This is a genomic window from Pseudomonas fluorescens, from assembly GCF_000967965.1.
GTDB lineage: Bacteria > Pseudomonadota > Gammaproteobacteria > Pseudomonadales > Pseudomonadaceae > Aquipseudomonas > Aquipseudomonas grandcourensis.
In genome coordinates this window covers 13,978-32,526 of the sequence record NZ_LACC01000005.1, presented here as the reverse complement: position 1 = coordinate 32,526, position 18,549 = coordinate 13,978, and the positions used below count along the sequence as shown (strand labels likewise).

The window sequence follows — 18,549 nt, the reverse complement described above, 5'->3', positions numbered from 1 at the left end:
GCGACCGCTTCGCGCTCGAACGGGAGCAAGCTCCCTCGCCACGGAGAGCGACGCCGATCATTCAGAACTGCCTCTACTCTCGCTCAAGTTGACGTTAACGTAAAGGGTGATTGACAGCCATTCGTCACAGGCTTACGTTAACGTAAAGGTGAGAACCCATTGACAGTCTCACCAACCGACAAAAAAGCCAAAAGGTGACCCATGAGCTATCCATCCCTGAATTTTGCCCTCGGTGAAACCATCGACATGCTGCGCGATCAGGTTCAGTCCTTCGTCGCCAAAGAGATCGCCCCGCGCGCCGCTCAGATCGACATCGACAACCTGTTCCCCGCCGACCTGTGGCGCAAGTTCGGCGACATGGGCCTTTTGGGCATTACCGTGCCGGAAGAGTACGGCGGTGCCGGCCTGGGTTACCTGGCCCACGTGGTGGCCATGGAAGAAATCAGCCGTGGCTCGGCTTCGGTGGCGCTGTCCTACGGCGCGCACTCCAACCTGTGCGTCAACCAGATCAACCGCAACGGCAACCACGAACAGAAATCCAAGTACCTGCCCAAGCTGATCAGCGGCGAGCACATCGGCGCCCTGGCCATGAGCGAGCCGAATGCCGGTTCCGACGTGGTGTCGATGAAACTGCGCGCCGAGAAACGCGGCGACAAGTACGTGCTCAACGGCAGCAAGACCTGGATCACCAACGGTCCGGACGCCAACACCTACGTGATCTACGCCAAGACCGACCTGGAAAAGGGCCCTCATGGCATCACCGCGTTCATCGTTGAGCGCGACTGGAAAGGCTTCAGCCGCAGCAACAAGTTCGACAAGCTCGGCATGCGCGGTTCGAACACCTGCGAGCTGTTCTTCGATGACGTCGAAGTGCCGGAAGAAAACATCCTCGGCGTACTCAACGGCGGCGTGAAAGTGCTGATGAGCGGCCTCGACTACGAGCGCGTTGTCCTTTCGGGTGGCCCGACCGGGATCATGCAGGCGTGCATGGACCTGATCGTGCCGTACATCCACGACCGCAAGCAGTTCGGCCAAAGCATCGGCGAATTCCAGCTGATCCAGGGCAAGGTCGCCGACATGTACACCCAACTCAACGCCAGCCGCGCCTACCTGTACGCCGTGGCCCAGGCCTGCGAGCGCGGCGAAACCACGCGCAAGGACGCCGCCGGCGTGATCCTCTACAGCGCCGAACGCGCCACGCAAATGGCCCTCGACGCGATCCAGATTCTCGGCGGCAACGGCTACATCAATGAATTCCCGGCCGGCCGCCTGTTGCGTGACGCCAAGCTGTACGAAATCGGCGCGGGCACCAGTGAGATCCGTCGCATGCTGATCGGTCGCGAACTGTTTAACGAGACGAAATAAATTTCGTCAGCTGCAAGCGGCAAGCTTCAAGCCACAAGTAGAAGCGATCCTCTTGCAGCTTGTAGCTTACCGCTCAAAGCTGCTTACGGAGTAAGCCATGATTTTGCATACCCAGCTCAACCCCCGTTCAGCGGAGTTCGCCACCAACAGTGCGGCGATGCTCAAGCAGGTCGACGCGTTGCACACCCTGCTCGCCCAAGTGGCGCAGGGTGGCGGCCCGAAGGCTCAGGAACGCCACACCTCGCGGGGCAAGCTGCTGCCTCGCGAGCGCATCAACCGCTTGCTCGATCCAGGTTCGCCGTTTCTGGAGATCAGCCAACTGGCTGCGTACGAGGTGTATGGCGAAGACGTTCCGGCAGCTGGCGTGATTGCCGGGATCGGCCGGGTAGAAGGCGTCGAATGCATGATCGTCGCCAACGACGCCACGGTGAAAGGTGGATCGTATTACCCGCTGACCGTGAAAAAGCACCTGCGCGCCCAGACCATCGCCCAGCAGAACCGTCTGCCGTGCATCTATCTGGTGGATTCGGGCGGCGCCAACCTGCCGCGCCAGGATGAAGTGTTTCCGGACCGCGAGCACTTCGGGCGGATCTTCTTCAATCAGGCCAACATGAGCGCCATGGGCATTCCGCAGATTGCCGTGGTCATGGGTTCCTGCACCGCTGGCGGCGCCTATGTACCGGCGATGGCCGACGAAGCGATCATGGTCCGCGAGCAAGCGACGATCTTCCTCGCCGGCCCACCGCTGGTGAAAGCCGCGACCGGTGAGGTGGTCAGTGCCGAAGACCTCGGCGGGGCCGATGTACATTGCAAGATTTCCGGGGTGGCCGACCATTACGCCGAGAGCGATGAACACGCCCTGGCACTGGCACGCCGCAGCGTCGCCAATCTCAACTGGCGCAAGCAAGGTGAGGTTCAGCAACGTACGCCGATCGCCCCGCTGTACAGCAGTGACGAGTTGTACGGCGTGGTCCCGGCCGACGCCAAGCAACCGTTCGACGTGCGCGAAGTGATTGCGCGGCTGGTGGATGGTTCGGTGTTCGACGAGTTCAAGGCGCTGTTCGGGACAACGCTGGTCTGCGGTTTTGCCTACCTGCATGGTTACCCGATCGCGATCCTCGCCAACAACGGCATCCTGTTCGCTGAAGCGGCGCAGAAAGGCGCGCACTTCATCGAACTGGCGTGCCAGCGCGGCATCCCGCTGCTGTTTCTGCAGAACATCACCGGCTTCATGGTCGGCCAGAAGTACGAAGCCGGCGGCATCGCCAAGCACGGCGCAAAACTGGTGACGGCTGTGGCATGCGCCAAGGTGCCGAAGCTCACCGTGATCATCGGCGGCAGTTTCGGCGCCGGTAACTATGGCATGTGCGGGCGCGCCTACGATCCGCGCTTCTTGTGGATGTGGCCGAATGCGCGCATCGGCGTGATGGGTGCCGAACAAGCGGCCGGCGTGCTGGTGCAGGTCAAGCGCGAACAGGCTGAACGCAGCGGCCAGGGTTTCAGCGCCGAGCAGGAAGCCGAGATCAAGCAACCGATCCTCGACCAATACGAAGAACAGGGTCACCCCTACTATTCCAGCGCGCGCCTGTGGGACGACGGTGTCATCGACCCGGCCCAGACCCGCGACGTACTGGCCCTGGCCTTGTCCGCGTCGTTGAACGCGCCAATCGAACCGAGCCGCTTCGGCGTGTTCCGGATGTGATCGGGAGAAGAACATGAGCGACTTCAACACCCTCGAACTGCTGACCGACCCCCGGGGGTTTGCCACCCTTTGGCTCAGCCGTGAAGAAAAAAACAACGCCTTCAATGCCGAAATGATCCGCGAACTGATCCTTGCCCTCGACAAAGTCGCGAGCGATGCCAGCCTGCGGTTCCTGATCGTGCGTGGTCGCGGCAAGCATTTCAGCGCCGGCGCCGACCTTGCCTGGATGCAGCAATCGGCCGAACTCGATTACGCCACCAACCTCGATGACGCCTGGGAGCTGGCGGAGTTGATGTACAACCTGGCCAAACTGAAAGTCCCGACCCTGGCGGTGGTGCAAGGCGCAGCCTTTGGTGGCGCCCTGGGCCTGATCAGTTGCTGCGACATGGCCATCGGCGCCGATGATGCGCAGTTCTGCCTCTCGGAAGTGCGCATCGGCCTGGCGCCAGCGGTGATCAGCCCGTTCGTGGTGCAAGCCATTGGCGAGCGCGCGACCCGTCGCTATGCCTTGACCGCCGAGCGTTTCGGTGGGCAACGGGCACGGGAAATCGGTTTGTTGTCGGAGAGTTATGCAAGTGCCGAGCTGGAACAGAAAGTCGAGCAATGGATCGACAATCTGCTGCTCAACAGTCCGGCCGCGATGCGCGCCAGCAAGGATCTGTTGCGCGAAGTCGGCGACGGCTCACTGACCCCGGCATTGCGCCGATACACCGAAAACGCCATCGCCCGCATCCGCGTCAGCCCCGAAGGCCAGGAAGGCCTGCGCGCCTTCCTGCAAAAACGTCCGCCGAGCTGGCAAGCCGAAACCACCAAGGAGCCCCGTTGATGAGCGCACCTGTCCTCACCACCCTGCTGGTGGCCAACCGTGGCGAAATCGCTTGCCGTGTGATGCGTACCGCCAAGGCCCTGGGCATGACCACCGTGGCCGTGCACAGCGCCACCGACCGTGACGCCCGGCACAGTCGCGAAGCCGACATTCGGGTCGACCTCGGCGGCAGCAAAGCCGCCGACAGTTATCTGCAGATCGACAAACTGATCGCTGCCGCCAAGGTCAGCGGCGCCCAGGCGATTCACCCCGGCTATGGCTTTTTGTCGGAGAACGCCGGGTTCGCCCGCGCCATCGAAAACGCCGGCCTGATCTTCCTCGGCCCGCCCGCCTCGGCCATCGACTCCATGGGCAGCAAGTCTGCCGCCAAAGCCTTGATGGAAACCGCCGGCGTGCCACTGGTGCCCGGTTATCACGGCGAAGCCCAGGACCTGGAAACCTTCCGCGCCGCCTGCGACCGCATCGGCTACCCGGTGTTGCTCAAGGCCACGGCCGGTGGTGGCGGCAAAGGCATGAAAGTGGTCGAGGACGTCAGCCAACTGGCCGAAGCCCTGGCCTCGGCCCAGCGTGAGGCGCAATCGTCGTTCGGCGATTCGCGGATGCTGGTGGAGAAATATCTGCTCAAGCCACGTCACGTGGAAATCCAGATTTTCGCCGACCAGCACGGCAACTGCCTGTACCTCAACGAACGTGACTGCTCGATTCAACGCCGTCACCAGAAAGTCGTCGAAGAAGCCCCGGCGCCAGGACTGAGCCCGGAGTTGCGGCGTGCCATGGGTGAAGCCGCTGTCCGTTCGGCCCAGGCCATCGGTTATGTCGGTGCCGGCACCGTGGAATTTTTGCTGGATGCGCGCGGCGAGTTCTTCTTCATGGAGATGAACACCCGCCTGCAAGTGGAACACCCGGTCACCGAAGCCATCACTGGCCTCGACCTGGTGGCCTGGCAGATTCGCGTGGCACGGGGCGAAGCCTTGCCCATGACTCAGGACCAGGTACCGCTGGTGGGCCACGCGATCGAAGTGCGGCTGTATGCCGAAGACCCGGGTAATGATTTCCTGCCGGCGACCGGTCGTCTGGAGTTGTATCGCGAATCCGCCCAAGGGCCGGGGCGTCGAGTGGACAGCGGCGTTGAAGAAGGCGACGAGATCTCGCCGTTCTACGATCCGATGCTCGGCAAGTTGATTGCCTGGGGCGAAGATCGTGAACAGGCGCGCTTGCGCCTGCTGAGCATGCTCGACGAATTCGCCATTGGCGGGCTGAAGACCAACATCAATTTCCTGCGACGCATCATCGGCCACCCGGCATTTGCCGCTGCTGAACTGGATACCGGCTTCATTCCGCGCTATCAGGAGCAGTTGCTGCCGGCGCCAGCGGAACTCAGCGATGATTTCTGGCAGGCCGCCGCCCAGGCGTTTGCCCAGAGCCAGCCGCCTGCCACCCGCGCCGATGACCCGAGTTCGCCGTGGGCGACGGGTAACGGGCTGCGCGCTGGATTGCCGAGAGAAATCACCCTTCACCTGAGCTGTGAAGGCCAGGACCGGGCGCTGACGCTGGGCGACATCAATGCCCACAGCGCTCGGCTCAAGGGCGAACATCTGCTGACCGAACAGGCGGGTGTGCGCCGTCAACACCGCGCGATACGCCGTGGCGAACATGTGTATTTGCAGTGGGATGGCGAGTTGCACCGCATCGAGGCTTACGACCCGATCAGCGCCGTCGAGGCCAGCCACAGTCATCAGGGCGGGCTGACCGCCCCCATGAACGGCAGCATCGTCCGGGTGTTGGTGGAAGCCGGGCAATCGGTCGAAGCCGGGGCGCAATTGGTGGTACTGGAAGCGATGAAGATGGAGCACAGCATCCGCGCGCCCCACGCCGGGGTGATCAAGGCGCTGTATTGCCAGGAAGGCGAAATGGTCAGCGAAGGCAGTGCACTGGTCGAACTGGAAGAAGCGTGAAATGAAGATCGGTCCTACGCATCGCGAGGACCGATCTGATCAGAACTTGGCCGTTGCCTGAACCACTACGCCGATGATTCGACATTCTTCGGTGTACAAGGCTTTCGGATACGTCGGATTGAGCGGGACCAGATAACGCTGCCCGCCCTCTTCGATGAGCTTGCGGAACGTGGCTTCGGTGCTGTCCGGCCACTGGGCAATGACCAGTTTGCCAGGCTCGGCATCCACCGCCGGGTCCACCAGGATCAGCATGCCTTCCGGGATGCTGATGCCATTAGGTGCGGTCATCGCATCGCCTGCCACTCTCAACCAGAATGCCGGCCCCCGGGCGTGGTAATCGGACAGTTCAAAGTGCCCTTTTCCATACACCGCAACCTCGCCGTCGCGCACTTCGGCAGGTTCGCGCCAGTCACTGACCGGGTAGCGAAAGTACGGGTTGTACTTTTGTGTCAGGGGAATTTCGTCGTCCGTTGACACCTGCGGTTCCCGGATCACCAGCGCCACTTCGAGAAACTCAAGGCCCAGCGCCCGCAGCACACGGTTCATGTCTTCGATGCCGGGCTCACGACGTTTGTTGAGCCAGTGGCCAATGCCGCCCTGGGACATCCCGAGGCGCTCGGCGAGTATCTCTTGAGTGATTTTGAGCTCACTCATTTTGGCCTTGACCAATTCAATCCATTTATCCATGTGCGGCACGATACGTGGGCGACTCCAGCCATCAAAACACAAAATGTAGTATTTAAATTGTCGTCACAAATACAGTTCGTATTAGGATCAATCCACGGATCTGAATCTAACACGGAGCTTGCCATCGCCATGAACCAACCCACCAATGACCGCCCGGACATGCAAATCGACAACACCTTCACCTCGCCCCTGGACTCTGCGGCGGCACAACGCGCGCTGGACTATTACTTGAAACCAGCTATTTCAGAGGAAGTGGCCGAGCCGCGTTTTTTTGATGTGAACCGCAATATCAGCGGCGAAGAGGCGCTGGTCCATGCTCTGGACCTGTTGCGCTGCGCTGCCGCCACCGCGTACGAGTCAGCCAGTCACCTGCAAGGCGCAAACCGCGACCTGGCGTTTTCGACGGTGCACATGATCGACATGGCCAAGGCGATGGTCGATCGATCACTGGAGAAGTATGAAAACGGTTGAGGTGAGAAGGCAAATCGAGAGGACAGGAAAGAGTTTTCCTTTCGCGCAGGTAAAAACGCTTGACCTTCAAACGAGAATGATTATTATTGCACCAACTGATCGCGAGATCAGTCGATGGACCAGGTGACCTTAGGTCGGTCTCCTGGACTATCTCCTCATCAGGCTAATCACGGTTTTTGACCCGGCTTTTTGCCGGGTCTTTTTTTGCCAGTTTTTCCTGGCTTTGACTTCAGGCTAATGAAGTCTTTGGGTGCCGCAAATTCGATGGCGCGGATGATATCAAAAGAATGCAGGCTGGCAGGAGAAGCCCGGCATCATGGGTTGAAACCAGCGACAGATAGCACTTGAGAATCAATCGCACAGTCTCTAAGCTGCGACGGCGTCAAGGAGGACGCCCCCCACCTCTGCACCCCGCAATTTCCCTCGGTTTCACCCCACTCTTGCGTGTAAAGTAGCCGCCATAAAAAATCATATTCAGGACCCGATTATGGCCGTGGCTAAATCCTCTTTCGACATCAGTGCCAACTTCGACAGCGGCAACATCCAGGTGATCGACCTCAGCGACCCGCTCAAGCCCCTGCTGGCGATCCGCCCTGATACCAAAAGCGACCATTTCCAATGGTTCCACTTCAAGGCCAGCGGCCTGCATGTCGGCCAGGAGCATTGGTTTCGCCTGAACAATGCCAGCCAATCCTCCTATAACAAGGCCTGGACCGGCTATCAGGCGGTGGCATCCTACGATCACGTCAACTGGTTCCGCATACCGACCATCTTCGAAGGCGACTGCCTGCGCTTCAGCCTCGAAGCTGAGCAGACCCACGCCTGGTTCGCCTACTTCGAACCCTACAGCCGTGGTCGCCACGACTGGCTGATCGAGCAGGCGCTGACCAAGGCCGGCACCGAACTGCTGGCCACCGGCAAGAGTGTCGAAGGGCGCGACATCCAGTTATTGCGCAAAGGCACCGGTGCCGAAGGCCAGCGCAAAGTGTGGATCATCGCCCAGCAACATCCGGGCGAGCACATGGCCGAGTGGTTCATGGAAGGCGTGATCGAGCGCCTGGAAAAGCACGACGACCCGGTGCTGAACAAACTGCTGGCCAGCGCCGACCTGTACCTGGTGCCAAACATGAACCCGGATGGCGCGTTCCACGGTCACCTGCGCACCAACGCCATGGGCCAGGACCTGAACCGCGCCTGGCAGAACGCCAGCCAGGAAATCAGCCCGGAAGTCTTTTTCGTACAGCAGCAGATGGAAAAGTACGGCGTCGATCTGTTCCTCGACGCTCACGGTGATGAGGAAATTCCTCACGTGTTCACCGCCGGTTGCGAAGGTAATCCAGGCTACACGCCACGGATCGAAAAGCTCGAAGAACAATTCCGCAGCCACCTGAAGCACACCACCAAAGACTTCCAGACCAAGTACGGCTACACCCGCGACGAGCCGGGCCAGGCCAACATGACGCTGGCCTGCAACAGCGTGGGCCAGAAGTACGACTGCCTGTCGCTGACCCTGGAAATGCCGTTCAAGGATCACGACGATCATCCGAATCCGTTGACGGGCTGGTCGGGCAAGCGCTCGAAGCAGCTGGGCAAGGATGTTTTAACGACTGTGGCGGATATGGTTGATACGCTGCGTTAAATCCTCACTAAAAACAAACATGACCTATTAAGAGGTCATGTTTGTTTTTCCAAAATCAAAATACACGCCGGAAGAAAGACCTCTATACGAAACCTCTCATCATTCCAACATAAAATTTAGTAAGGCTTAGCGGTTACAACATTGCTATTCGGAGATCTCCCCCCACCAGCATAAACTGCAACCAAATGATAAGGCCTAAGACCACTAGGAACATTAACAATCGTTCCACTCAGCGTTGAGAATTCACCGTATTTTTTTGGCGGCAGCAATATATCATCCCGCCCCCATATTTCATACTTCACAGCACGCGGAGATTGATCCCAGACAAAACTGATACTTCCATAGGAATTATTATCAGACCGGAATCCTGTAGGGGGTTTCGGAGTAAAATGGGCATAGGATGAAAGTCGTTCAGCATTCTCGCGCCAGACTCTGGCCATATCGGCAGTCGCCGCGTCACCTAGTGGTAAGTTGAAAGCATCTCTGAGATCGGGATTCGAGTAATACGGAAAAAAAGTACCACATTGAGCAGTGCCTGTCTTACCATTATCGTAACCATAGCCATAAGGAACAGATGCACCTCCATCCTTGTGGCAATGTACACCTCCGACATTATGCCCAACCTCATGGCGAAACAATTCTGGGGTAGGCACTCCAATTGCAAGATTACTTGATATGTATGCAATACCACCAGCAACATCCCCCTCATGCTGACCAAACGCACCGTAAATCATATCCGGTTCAAACTCCGCTATACCTGCGGCAAAAATACTGCGCAACTCGGATAATGTTTGACCGCTAATATAATAATCGTGCTCAACTATTTGCGTCCCAACCAGCCTCATCGAAACACCAGACACGAGAGAATTGCGTAGTACTAAATTTAGATTCTCCACTAAAGATAATGCATGAGCATGAACACCCCCTCCAACCCAGTTAGCAGCATTTCGCGAATAGCCAACAAACATATCAATGACATATGGCGCTGCAACCTCGGAGGACTTCGATTTTGTGGGTACTGTTTTTTGTTTTTCTACTACAGCATCCGATAATGGGTAATGCTGACGAGAATATTGAATAAAACGCGCCTCACCTCTTTTATTGATCACCAGCAAACCACTTTTGTCGGGTTGCTCAATCTGCGCCGTAAGACTGCCATCGGTAGACCTGACCGTAACCAATGCCCCCACCGACTTATCCGGCATCCTCAAATTCCCGCTCTCAACGGTATAACCATCAATCACCTTCGAACTCGACCGTTCAAACACCCCCGGTTTAATTGCGTCCGCATACAATTCTGCCGTCGTTTTACTCGCCACATTCTCCACAACCCAACTTTTCGGCCCAACAGGATCTGGCGGAGACGAATGCACGCAGGCCCCGAGCAACCCGGCCAATGACACAATCGACAGCGCCAAAGAAACACGCCGCATGAACCACATATCTGCATTTTTGAACATGATCTGACTCCCTGAATAACACGATCAGTGCTGTTGGACTGACCTCATTGGGGGCCACTGCAGTCTTTGAACATTGAACGTGCTTTTTCAGGGGAGCGAAACTGTCAAAGTTGACAGGTGCGCGAGCCGTCTTGTGCAACAAGACAAACTCGCAATCTCATCAAATCACCCGCGATCCTTACCCCGCAACATGCTGTCCAGCACATCATCCCGCCGCACCCAGCCGTGAAACAACGCGGCCGCCAAATGCAGCAACACCGTCAGAAACAGCAGGTACGCCAGATACCCATGGGCCTTGCGTAAAAACGCAAACAGCTGCGCGTTCGACGGCACAATCGATGGCAACTGCAACGAACTGCTGAGCATCACCGGCTCGCCCGATGCCGAAATCATCGCCCAGCCCAGCAGCGGCAAGACCAGCATCAATGCATACAACAAGACATGCGAAGCTTTGGCCGCCAGTACTTGCACACCCGGCAGATCCGCCGGCAGCGGCGGTTGCGTGGTGGAGAAACGCACCACCAGCCGCACGATCACCAGCAGCAAGATCGCGACGCCCAAGGGTTTGTGCAGATGAATCAGCCACTCATGCCGCTCAGAGACTGAGGCAACCATACCGGCGCCGATAAACAGCATGGCGATGATCATCAGCGCCATCAGCCAGTGCAGCAGACGCGCCAATGGAGCGAAGTGGTTCGGTTGAGTGCTCATTGCTGGGCCTCCTGTTTGGCGGCGGGCAACTGGCTGACTTCGCTCGTGCGACGCAGGTAGGAATTGGCGTAACCGGCTGAGCGAGCGGCGAGCAACGGGTCGTCGGAACCTTCGATGCCAGCGGGCAATACCAATGGGTCGTAGTTGATGTCACGGCATTCGCCATTGAGCTGCGGCTGAGTTTTTTCCAGCACCAGGGTGCCCGCGTTCAACACTCTGCGCCCGTCGGGCCAGGCTTTGCTGGCGTCGTTCACTGGATCGCCAGGATTGGCCAGGATGATGTTCAACTGCCAACGCAATGGCCCTGCGGCAATGCGCTGAACCAGGTCTTTCTCCAGAAAATCGGTCCCCTCCGGCGCCGCAGCCCCCGGCGCATCTTGAGCCACCGGCACCATGCTCCAGCGCACGGCCTGACGCTGTCCGGTGGCGCTCACCAGATAGAACGCGTTGACGCTGTTATAGGTCTCCGTGACGTAACTGGCTGACGGTTTGGCGGTCTTGATCCAGGCCAGGAACGGTGCGGCTTCCGGGTGCGCACCGAAAAACGCCGGAACCGCCGTAGGGTTCGGCTTTCCGGTAGCCGGGTCCGGTGACTGCGCCTGCTGCAATTGATAGAACGCCTCGGGCGTGGCCACCGGGAACACCGGCATGCTGTTCATCCCGGTGCGCCATTGCTGGCCGTTGGCCTGATTGAAGCGCAATGCCAAGCTGCGGATCGGCACGGCACTGTCCGGTGCATAGGGGTTTCCGGCCGGCAAGGCGAAACGCCCGACCACCGGCGTCCGCGCTTCGTTGAACACCTGGGCGGTGGAATAGCTGCGCGCCTCACCGCTGCTCTCGAAATGCCCGATCACGCACACGCCTTTGGAATGGTTGCGACGGAAACCCGGATGCACGCCGTTGTTGGTTTCCAGCACGTTGATCAGTTTCTTCGGGGTCAGGCGCTGTGGGTCAAAGGTGCCGTTGACGTAGGCAAACGCCCCAGCCACAACGGCAACGACCACGGCAATGCCAGCCAGGCGCAACGTCAGGCTCGCCGCACTCAAGGGTAGCCGGGTTGGCGGTGATGATCGATCTACCATGAAAGACTCCAGGGCCATCGGCCACAAGTGAGAAGAATCAAGCAGACGAACCCCACGCAGGTTTATTCCCACGCGCGGTTTTTATTTTTTCTGACGTGGAATAACCTCGAATGCCGGGCGTCTTCCTGGTCCACAGTCCAGCGTAGTGACTAGCCAGAACTTCATGAACGATATCGACGAACAACTCAGAGAAATCATTCCCGGAATGCGGCGGTTTGCCGTGTCGTTGACGCGCAACACCAGCAGCGCTGACGACCTGGTGCAGGCGAGCCTGGAGCGGGCACTCTCGAGTTGGGCTGGCAAACGCGCCGAGGGCGACTTGCGCGCCTGGCTGTTCTCGATTCTCTATCGGCAGTTTCTCGATGCGCACCGCCGCTCCCGGCGCTATGCGCGCATGCTCGAGTTCTTCACCGGGCGTGACGATGCCCAGCCCTCGGTGGAGCGCACCGTGATTGCACAATCGACCCTCAACGCCTTCGACCGGCTGCCCACCGAGCAACGCGCGCTGCTGCTCTGGGTGTCGGTGGAAGGCTTGAGTTACAAAGAGGTCGCCGAGATTCTCGACGTACCCACCGGCACCGTGATGTCCCGCCTGTCCCGGGCTCGCCAGGCCCTGCGCCAACTCAGCGAGGGCGAAATCAATCGCCCTTCCCTGCGGAGACTCAAATGATCAGCATGCCCCCCAGCGAGCGAGACCTGCACGCCTACGTCGACCACCAACTGAGCGACGCTGACCGACGCCTGGTCGAGACCTTTCTGGCCAGTGACCCGCAGGTGGCCGCGCAAGTGCGCGCCTGGCAGCAGGATGCCCAGACACTGCGCGCAGCCCTGAGTGGTGCCTTGCAACAACCCTCGAACCCGGACCTGGATCCGGCGGTGATACGCCAGCGCCTCAAACGCCAATCCCGTCGACACCTGGCCAGTGCCGCGGTGTTGCTCATCGCCGTCAGCGTCGGCGGTTTCAGCGGTTGGCAAGCGCGGGAGATGACACTGGCGAGCCCCCAACTGCCGATGACCGATGCCCTGCAGGCGTATCGCCTGATTGCCCAGCAAGGCCTCCTGCCGGCGGATTACCAGGCCAGTGACGACGGCGACATGCAGGGTTGGCTCGACCGCTACTTCACCCAGGCCAATCGCCTGCCCGACCTCTCGGGTGCCGGGTTCAAGCCGGCCAGCGGGCGTTTGCTGAGTACCGAGCAAGGCCCTGCGGCAATGGTGGTCTACGAGGATCAGAGTGGGCAGAAAATCAGTTTCTATGTGCGCCCGCCAGGGCCGAAAAACTTTCTGCTGCCAAGGGGCAGTCGCAGTGATGGCGAGTTGCAGGCCGAGTACTGGTCGGGAAGTGGCTACAACTATGCGATGGTCAGCCCGGCGGATACACCGGCGGCGCGGATGCTCAGCAAAACCGCACAGTTTTGAACGATACGCCGACACCGCTGGAAGCAGATTCCCTGCTCTGGTTACACTATCGCGCCGCAGCACAAAGAGCCCGCCCGCACACCAGAGGTGATACCCCAGTGGCCGTTCGACCGCCCAACCGTTCGCCAATCAAATCGCGCTGGCAAACGTTGCGTCGCCTTCTCGGCAAGGTACCGGCTGCCGGCAGCGCCGCGGCAGGCCAAGTCATTCACGACTACTTTCGCCATCAGGCCCATGCCCAGGGCTACACCCTCAGTCACAGCCAACAGCGGGTGATCGACTGCATGGCCCGGCATGCCTGCATGCTGATGGGCACTGCGCCGAAACCCCTTCCCGGCCTTTACCTGCATGGTGCCGTGGGGCGTGGCAAAAGCTGGTTGCTCGACGGTTTTTTCCGGGCCATTCCCCTCGCGCAAAAACAACGCCTGCACTTCCATCAGTTTTTCGCCCAACTGCACCAGGGCATGTTCGAACACCGCGAACAGGCCGACGCCCTGGCGATCGCCCTCGATGAACTGCTCAGCGATTGCCGGGTGCTGTGTTTCGATGAGTTCCATGTGCACGACATCGGCGATGCGATGCTCATCACCCGGTTGTTCAAGGCGCTGTTTCAGCGCGGCATCCTGTTGCTGGTGACCTCCAATTACCCGCCCGAAGGCCTGCTGCCCAATCCGCTGTACCACGCACGCTTCAAACCGGTGATCGACCTGATCAATGCGCGCATGCAGGTGATGGAAGTCGGTGGGCCCCACGACTATCGCAGCCAGGCCCGAACCCATGCGCATCAGTTGTTCACTCAAGGACACTACGTCTGGCCGGCGAGCGTGGCGCAACGTCAGTCATTGAACCTGCCGGGGGGCGACGCCCCAGCCGTGTCGTTGCCCGTCGGCACCCGGCATTTCCAGGCCCGTTTCTGCGAAGGACGCCGCATCGGTTTTACTTTCGCCAACCTGTGCGACCAACCCACAGCCGTGATGGACTATCTGGAACTGTGCCGTCGTTTTGACCGCTGGATCATCGATGACCTGCCGCCGCTCGGTGAGTGCTCGATTGCCGCTCAACAGCGCTTCATCAATCTCATCGACGTGCTGTACGACCAGGACAAGCACCTGACGTTGCTCGGGCAGCACTCATTGCGCGAAAGCCTGGATGGCGATGCCATTGATCTGGCGCGCACCCGCAGCCGACTGGGGCAACTGGTCGAAGTCAGCGAGCCGGTCTGATCGATAGCTTTTTGTTGCGTAGACTGACCCCTTCGCGAGCAGGTCGAATCGTCGCACCGTCGCTCCTACAATGGATTTGTGTGGGAGCGAGCCTGCTCGCGAAGGCGACCTGACAGTCGCCACATCTTTCCCGCTATCATGTCGCCCATTTCCAGGGCCCCGCGCCCTCCCCTTGGTTAATGGCGAATCTGTTCATGCATACCCTTGCTCAATTGCGCGCCGGCGAGTTGTCGGGCATCACGCGGCTGGATCTGGTTGAAGGACTGACCGAGTTTCCCCGGGAGATCTTCGACCTGGCGGATTCGCTGGAGGTGCTCAACCTCAGCGGCAATGCCCTGAGCGCGCTGCCAGAGGATTTGCATCGCCTGACCCGTTTGCGCGTGCTGTTCTGCTCCGATAACCGTTTCACCGAGTTGCCGGCCTGTGTTGGCCAATGCGCCGCACTGACGATGATCGGCTTCAAGGCCAACCGCATCGCCCAGGTGCCCGCCGCGGCACTCCCACCGCTACTGCGCTGGCTGATCCTCACCGACAATTGCATCGAGACGCTGCCAAGCGAGTTGGGAGAGCGGCCATACCTGCAAAAACTCATGCTTGCCGGTAACCGCCTGCAGGCGCTGCCGGAGTCGATGCGCAATTGTCATCGGCTGGAGCTGATCCGCATCGCCGCCAACCAGTTCACCGACTTGCCACAATGGCTGCTGACGCTGCCGAGCCTGACCTGGCTGGCCTACGCCGGCAATCCGCTGGAAACCGAAGCCGATGCCGCCGCCCTCGACACCACACCGCGCATTGACTGGTCGGCATTGCACCTGGAGAAAAAACTTGGCGAAGGGGCGTCCGGGGTGATTCATCAGGCCGTCTGGCAACTGGCCGACCAACCGGCCACGCCAGTCGCGGTGAAGCTCTACAAGGGCGAAATGACCAGCGATGGCTCGCCACTGCACGAGATGAACGCCTGCATCACCGCCGGGCTGCACCCGAACCTGATTCGCGTCGAAGGGCAGATTGTCGATCACCCGCAACAAACCGCCGGGCTGGTCATGCAGTTGATCCCGCCGAGTTTTCTCAACCTCGCGAGCCTGCCGAGCCTGGCGTCGTGCAGCCGCGACATTTATGCCGATGACTTGCGTTTCAGTGCCTCGGTGGCGTTGCGCATTGCCTCGGGCATTGCCTCGGTGGCCGAACACCTGCACAACCACGGCATTACCCATGGCGACCTCTACGGGCACAATATTCTGTGGAATGAGCAGGGCGATTGCTTGCTGGGGGATTTTGGCGCGGCATCGTTCCACGAGATTTCCGACAGCCTGGAAAGCCGTGCCTTGCAACGGATCGAGGTGCGGGCATTCGGGGTGCTGCTGGGGGAATTGCTGGCGCGAATCGACTCGGGGTTGAGCGATGAACTGCGTGGGGTGCTGGAGGATCTGGAGCGGCGTTGCTGCCAGCCGCAGGTGCTGGAGCGGCCTGGGTTTGATGGAGTTGTTCAGGAATTAGCTGAATTCAAACTGTAAATACAAAACAATGTGGCGAGGGGGCTTGTCGGAACGCCGAACCGCCCCGTTCGGTTGCGCAGCAGCCGTCGCTTTTGGGACGGCTTCGCCGTCCAACGGGGGCAAGCCCCCTCACCACAAGTCAGACCTAGGCCAGTTCGATCAACCCGCCAAGCCGACAAACATATCCTGCACGTCGTCATGGTTATCGAGGCCTTCGAGGAACGCTTCGACTTCCGCCATCTGCTCATCGCTCAGGCCGCTGACCGGGTTTTTCGGCTGGTAGCCCAGTTTGGCCGACAGCACGGTGAAGCCTTGTTCCGGCAGGGCTTTCTGTACCGCGTCGAGGTCGGTCGGCTCGGTCAGGAACAGGGTTGCACCCTCTTCACCCGGCTCGAAATCCTGTGCACCGGCTTCGATGGCGGCCATTTCCGGATCGGCGTCCGGGGTGTCCGGCGACGCCTCGATCATGCCGACATGGTTGAAGTCCCAGGCCACCGAACCGGAAGCCCCCAGCTGGCCCTTGCGGAACGCTACGCGGATCTCGGCGACGGTGCGATTGATGTTGTCGGTCACGCACTCAACGATCAACGGTACCTGATGCGGGGCGAACCCTTCATAGGTCACGCGATGGTATTGCACGGTTTCGCCCAGCAGGCCCGCGCCCTTCTTGATGGCGCGATCCAGTGTTTCCTTGGGCATCGAAGCTTTCTTGGCCTGTTCAACCACCAGGCGCAAGTGCGCGTTGGTAGTAATATCAGCGCCGTTGCGCGCAGCAATGGTGATTTCCTTCACCAGTTTGCCGAAGATCTTGCCCTTGGCATTGGCTGCCGCTTCTTTGTGTTTAACCTTCCACTGTGCGCCCATTTCTCACTCTCTTATCTGTGGCATCTGTGGCGCCGAGACATCTATTGGCCGACGCTTTGTGCAAGTTTATACGGCCTAAAGTTGGCAATCGACCAAAAAATCCCTACTTGCATCGACATCTTCACCAGCGGTTGTAGGGCGATTCGGAAATGTCGCTTTACCGTGCCCGCAATGCGCCGGGGTTTCGTACGCTTTGCACCCTACTCCACGGCGGTAGCGCATTCGATGCACAACGACAAGGAAAGTCCCACCACCCTGACGCTTCTGGACGACGACCTGAGCTTCCAGGTGGTCCGGTTCAGTGGTCATGAAGCTCTCAACCAGTCCTATCGATTCGACATCGAGGTGATCGGGCTGGCACCGGCCCTGAACCTTGGGCGATTACTGCACCAACCGGCGTTCCTCGAGTTCAGCCACGACCAAGGCATTCATGGCGTGCTGCACAGCGCCAGTTGTGAACATCGAAGCGGACACCGGGTCGCTTACAAACTGGTGCTGATGCCCCGCGTCCAGGCGCTGGAACAGCAACGATGCCGACGTATTTTCCAGCGCGCCAGCGTGCCCATGATCCTGCGTCAATTACTGGAGGAGCATGGGTTGCCCGCCGGCAGCTATCGCTTTGAACTGGCAACCGGGCACTATCCCCTGCGACCTTTTTGCATTCAGTACGAAGAAACCGACCTGGCGCTTCTGCAGCGGCTGTGCGAGGAAGAAGGCATCCACTATCACTTCGAGCATCAACGCGACGGCCATGTGCTGGTGCTGGCCGATGACTGCCTGAGTTTTCCCCAGGAACCACTGCTCATGTCGATGAGCAGCGACGCCCCCGGCGAACACCAGGAACCTGTGATCAGCGAACTGTTCCAGCGTCATGACGCTCCGCTCTCAACCGTGCGCCCAGGCACCCGGAATCCGGGTGCAGCGGACATCAGCGAAGGCGCAGCCAATCACCCCTTCGCCACGGCGAGGCACTGTCCCGCTCGTGAACAACAACATCGCGACCAGCTCAGCCGTCGACAACTGGAACGCCTGCGCTGCCGACACCTGCAGATCCACGGTCAAAGTAACCAGGGGGCATTACGCAGTGGCCGGATCCTGCAGGTGGCCGAACACCCGCTGGCGAATTTCAATGATCAATGGCTGGTTACCGAAATCCGCCATCAGGGCCGTCATTCATCCATTCTGCTCGATGACACACCCGACATGGCCCCGGGTTACCGCAATAAATTCAGCGCCATCCCCTGGTCGACGGTGTTCAGGCCAACGCTCAAACAACCCAGGCCGAGTATCCCCGGGTATCAGCCCGGCCGGGTGTGCGGCCCGGTCGGGCAACCGGCGACAGTGGACGAGGAGGGCAGGGTTCAGGTGAGCCTCTGGCCCGTCACACCATCAGCCGCAGAGGGGGCCGACGGCCTGTGGCTACCGCTGGCGCTGACCACCGCCGAGGAATGGATCGATCCGGCCCGCTTGCCCGTGGCTGGCAGTGAGGTACTGGTGATTTTCCTCGACAGTGACCCGGATCGCCCGGTGCTTTGTACGGCCCTGGGCCCTCGGCCACAAGCTCACCGCCCTCGCCCGCGTGAGCCCCGTGGCGATACCCGCCTGCTGTTCGACTGGCTGCTCAACCGCTCGGACCTTGCGCACTGACG

The 18,549-nt window shown here is 59.8% G+C and carries 16 protein-coding genes; 11 read left to right on the top strand and 5 right to left on the bottom strand.

The window, feature by feature from the left end; all coding sequences use genetic code 11:
• The first annotated feature begins 201 nt into the window (after window positions 1-201).
• The 4 genes from VC35_RS03640 to VC35_RS03625 all read left to right on the top strand — a co-directional run bounded on the left by VC35_RS03640 (window position 202) and on the right by VC35_RS03625 (window position 5,848).
• The gene (locus tag VC35_RS03640; RefSeq protein ID WP_046037799.1) at window positions 202-1,365 is read left to right on the top strand and encodes an isovaleryl-CoA dehydrogenase; all 1,164 of its coding nucleotides are present in this window, start codon (window positions 202-204) and stop codon (window positions 1,363-1,365) included.
• Window positions 1,366-1,462: 97 nt separating this feature from the next.
• A complete protein-coding gene (locus VC35_RS03635; protein ID WP_046037797.1) occupies window positions 1,463-3,067 on the top strand; it encodes a carboxyl transferase domain-containing protein in 1,605 nt (534 codons plus the stop codon).
• Window positions 3,068-3,080: 13 nt separating this feature from the next.
• On the top strand, window positions 3,081-3,893 hold the full coding sequence (locus VC35_RS03630; protein ID WP_046037796.1) for a gamma-carboxygeranoyl-CoA hydratase: 813 nt from the start codon (window positions 3,081-3,083) through the stop codon (window positions 3,891-3,893).
• The gene (locus VC35_RS03625; RefSeq protein WP_046037795.1) at window positions 3,893-5,848 is read left to right on the top strand and encodes an acetyl/propionyl/methylcrotonyl-CoA carboxylase subunit alpha; all 1,956 of its coding nucleotides are present in this window, start codon (window positions 3,893-3,895) and stop codon (window positions 5,846-5,848) included. Before VC35_RS03630 ends, VC35_RS03625 begins: the two co-directional genes overlap by 1 nt.
• A 39-nt stretch (window positions 5,849-5,887) precedes the next feature.
• Here VC35_RS03625 and VC35_RS03620 read toward each other — a convergent pair whose 3' ends face one another.
• A complete protein-coding gene (locus tag VC35_RS03620) occupies window positions 5,888-6,535 on the bottom strand; it encodes a LexA family protein (RefSeq protein WP_046037793.1) in 648 nt (215 codons plus the stop codon).
• A gap of 129 nt (window positions 6,536-6,664) precedes the next feature.
• On the opposite strand from VC35_RS03620, the gene VC35_RS03615 reads away from it, so the two are divergent.
• Both VC35_RS03615 and VC35_RS03610 read left to right on the top strand, forming a co-directional pair.
• Window positions 6,665-7,006 (top strand): DUF6124 family protein, encoded by a 342-nt coding sequence (locus tag VC35_RS03615; protein WP_046037792.1) that lies wholly within the window; start codon window positions 6,665-6,667, stop codon window positions 7,004-7,006.
• A 487-nt stretch (window positions 7,007-7,493) separates the two neighbouring features.
• Window positions 7,494-8,645, top strand: a complete 1,152-nt coding sequence (locus VC35_RS03610) for a M14 family metallopeptidase (protein WP_046037790.1) — start codon at window positions 7,494-7,496, stop codon at window positions 8,643-8,645.
• A 116-nt stretch (window positions 8,646-8,761) separates the two neighbouring features.
• On the opposite strand, the gene VC35_RS28580 is transcribed toward VC35_RS03610, so the two are convergent.
• From VC35_RS28580 to VC35_RS03595, 3 genes are all read right to left on the bottom strand, one after another.
• The gene (locus VC35_RS28580) at window positions 8,762-10,105 is read right to left on the bottom strand and encodes a hypothetical protein (RefSeq protein WP_080925246.1); all 1,344 of its coding nucleotides are present in this window, start codon (window positions 10,103-10,105) and stop codon (window positions 8,762-8,764) included.
• Between the two features lie 165 nt (window positions 10,106-10,270).
• Window positions 10,271-10,816 carry a cytochrome b gene (locus VC35_RS03600; protein WP_046037788.1) on the bottom strand — a complete coding sequence of 182 codons (546 nt, stop codon included), beginning with the start codon at window positions 10,814-10,816 and terminating at the stop codon, window positions 10,271-10,273.
• On the bottom strand, window positions 10,813-11,898 hold the full coding sequence (locus VC35_RS03595) for a catalase family peroxidase (protein ID WP_046037787.1): 1,086 nt from the start codon (window positions 11,896-11,898) through the stop codon (window positions 10,813-10,815). Before VC35_RS03595 ends, VC35_RS03600 begins: the two co-directional genes overlap by 4 nt.
• Before the next feature lie 163 nt (window positions 11,899-12,061).
• On the opposite strand from VC35_RS03595, the gene VC35_RS03590 reads away from it, so the two are divergent.
• From VC35_RS03590 to VC35_RS03575, 4 genes are all read left to right on the top strand, one after another.
• Window positions 12,062-12,568, top strand: coding sequence for a sigma-70 family RNA polymerase sigma factor (locus tag VC35_RS03590; protein ID WP_046037786.1), 507 nt, complete (start codon window positions 12,062-12,064; stop codon window positions 12,566-12,568).
• The gene (locus VC35_RS03585) at window positions 12,565-13,317 is read left to right on the top strand and encodes an anti-sigma factor family protein (RefSeq protein WP_046037785.1); all 753 of its coding nucleotides are present in this window, start codon (window positions 12,565-12,567) and stop codon (window positions 13,315-13,317) included. The genes VC35_RS03590 and VC35_RS03585 overlap by 4 nt, the downstream gene beginning before the upstream one ends.
• 98 nt (window positions 13,318-13,415) lie before the next feature.
• On the top strand, window positions 13,416-14,540 hold the full coding sequence (zapE, locus tag VC35_RS03580; protein WP_046037784.1) for a cell division protein ZapE: 1,125 nt from the start codon (window positions 13,416-13,418) through the stop codon (window positions 14,538-14,540).
• 194 nt (window positions 14,541-14,734) lie between these two features.
• On the top strand, window positions 14,735-16,054 hold the full coding sequence (locus VC35_RS03575; protein WP_046037783.1) for a leucine-rich repeat-containing protein kinase family protein: 1,320 nt from the start codon (window positions 14,735-14,737) through the stop codon (window positions 16,052-16,054).
• 141 nt (window positions 16,055-16,195) lie between these two features.
• Here VC35_RS03575 and VC35_RS03570 read toward each other — a convergent pair whose 3' ends face one another.
• Complete coding sequence (locus tag VC35_RS03570) at window positions 16,196-16,900, bottom strand: YebC/PmpR family DNA-binding transcriptional regulator (protein WP_046037782.1); 705 nt, start codon at window positions 16,898-16,900, stop codon at window positions 16,196-16,198.
• A gap of 225 nt (window positions 16,901-17,125) precedes the next feature.
• On the opposite strand from VC35_RS03570, the gene VC35_RS03565 reads away from it, so the two are divergent.
• Window positions 17,126-18,547 carry a type VI secretion system Vgr family protein gene (locus VC35_RS03565; protein WP_046037781.1) on the top strand — a complete coding sequence of 474 codons (1,422 nt, stop codon included), beginning with the start codon at window positions 17,126-17,128 and terminating at the stop codon, window positions 18,545-18,547.
• Window positions 18,548-18,549: the final 2 nt, after the last annotated feature.

What these genes read in the sequence shown, in the direction of transcription:
- VC35_RS03640 (WP_046037799.1), top strand. Translation starts at nt 202, where the DNA reads ATGAGCTATCCATCCCTGAATTTTGCCCTCGGTGAAACCATCGACATG.
- VC35_RS03635 (WP_046037797.1), top strand. Translation starts at nt 1,463, where the DNA reads ATGATTTTGCATACCCAGCTCAACCCCCGTTCAGCGGAGTTCGCCACC.
- VC35_RS03630 (WP_046037796.1), top strand. Translation starts at nt 3,081, where the DNA reads ATGAGCGACTTCAACACCCTCGAACTGCTGACCGACCCCCGGGGGTTT.
- VC35_RS03625 (WP_046037795.1), top strand. Translation starts at nt 3,893, where the DNA reads ATGAGCGCACCTGTCCTCACCACCCTGCTGGTGGCCAACCGTGGCGAA.
- VC35_RS03620 (WP_046037793.1), bottom strand. Translation starts at nt 6,535, where the DNA reads ATGGATAAATGGATTGAATTGGTCAAGGCCAAAATGAGTGAGCTCAAA.
- VC35_RS03615 (WP_046037792.1), top strand. Translation starts at nt 6,665, where the DNA reads ATGAACCAACCCACCAATGACCGCCCGGACATGCAAATCGACAACACC.
- VC35_RS03610 (WP_046037790.1), top strand. Translation starts at nt 7,494, where the DNA reads ATGGCCGTGGCTAAATCCTCTTTCGACATCAGTGCCAACTTCGACAGC.
- VC35_RS28580 (WP_080925246.1), bottom strand. Translation starts at nt 10,105, where the DNA reads ATGTTCAAAAATGCAGATATGTGGTTCATGCGGCGTGTTTCTTTGGCG.
- VC35_RS03600 (WP_046037788.1), bottom strand. Translation starts at nt 10,816, where the DNA reads ATGAGCACTCAACCGAACCACTTCGCTCCATTGGCGCGTCTGCTGCAC.
- VC35_RS03595 (WP_046037787.1), bottom strand. Translation starts at nt 11,898, where the DNA reads ATGGTAGATCGATCATCACCGCCAACCCGGCTACCCTTGAGTGCGGCG.
- VC35_RS03590 (WP_046037786.1), top strand. Translation starts at nt 12,062, where the DNA reads ATGAACGATATCGACGAACAACTCAGAGAAATCATTCCCGGAATGCGG.
- VC35_RS03585 (WP_046037785.1), top strand. Translation starts at nt 12,565, where the DNA reads ATGATCAGCATGCCCCCCAGCGAGCGAGACCTGCACGCCTACGTCGAC.
- VC35_RS03575 (WP_046037783.1), top strand. Translation starts at nt 14,735, where the DNA reads ATGCATACCCTTGCTCAATTGCGCGCCGGCGAGTTGTCGGGCATCACG.
- VC35_RS03570 (WP_046037782.1), bottom strand. Translation starts at nt 16,900, where the DNA reads ATGGGCGCACAGTGGAAGGTTAAACACAAAGAAGCGGCAGCCAATGCC.
- VC35_RS03565 (WP_046037781.1), top strand. Translation starts at nt 17,126, where the DNA reads ATGCACAACGACAAGGAAAGTCCCACCACCCTGACGCTTCTGGACGAC.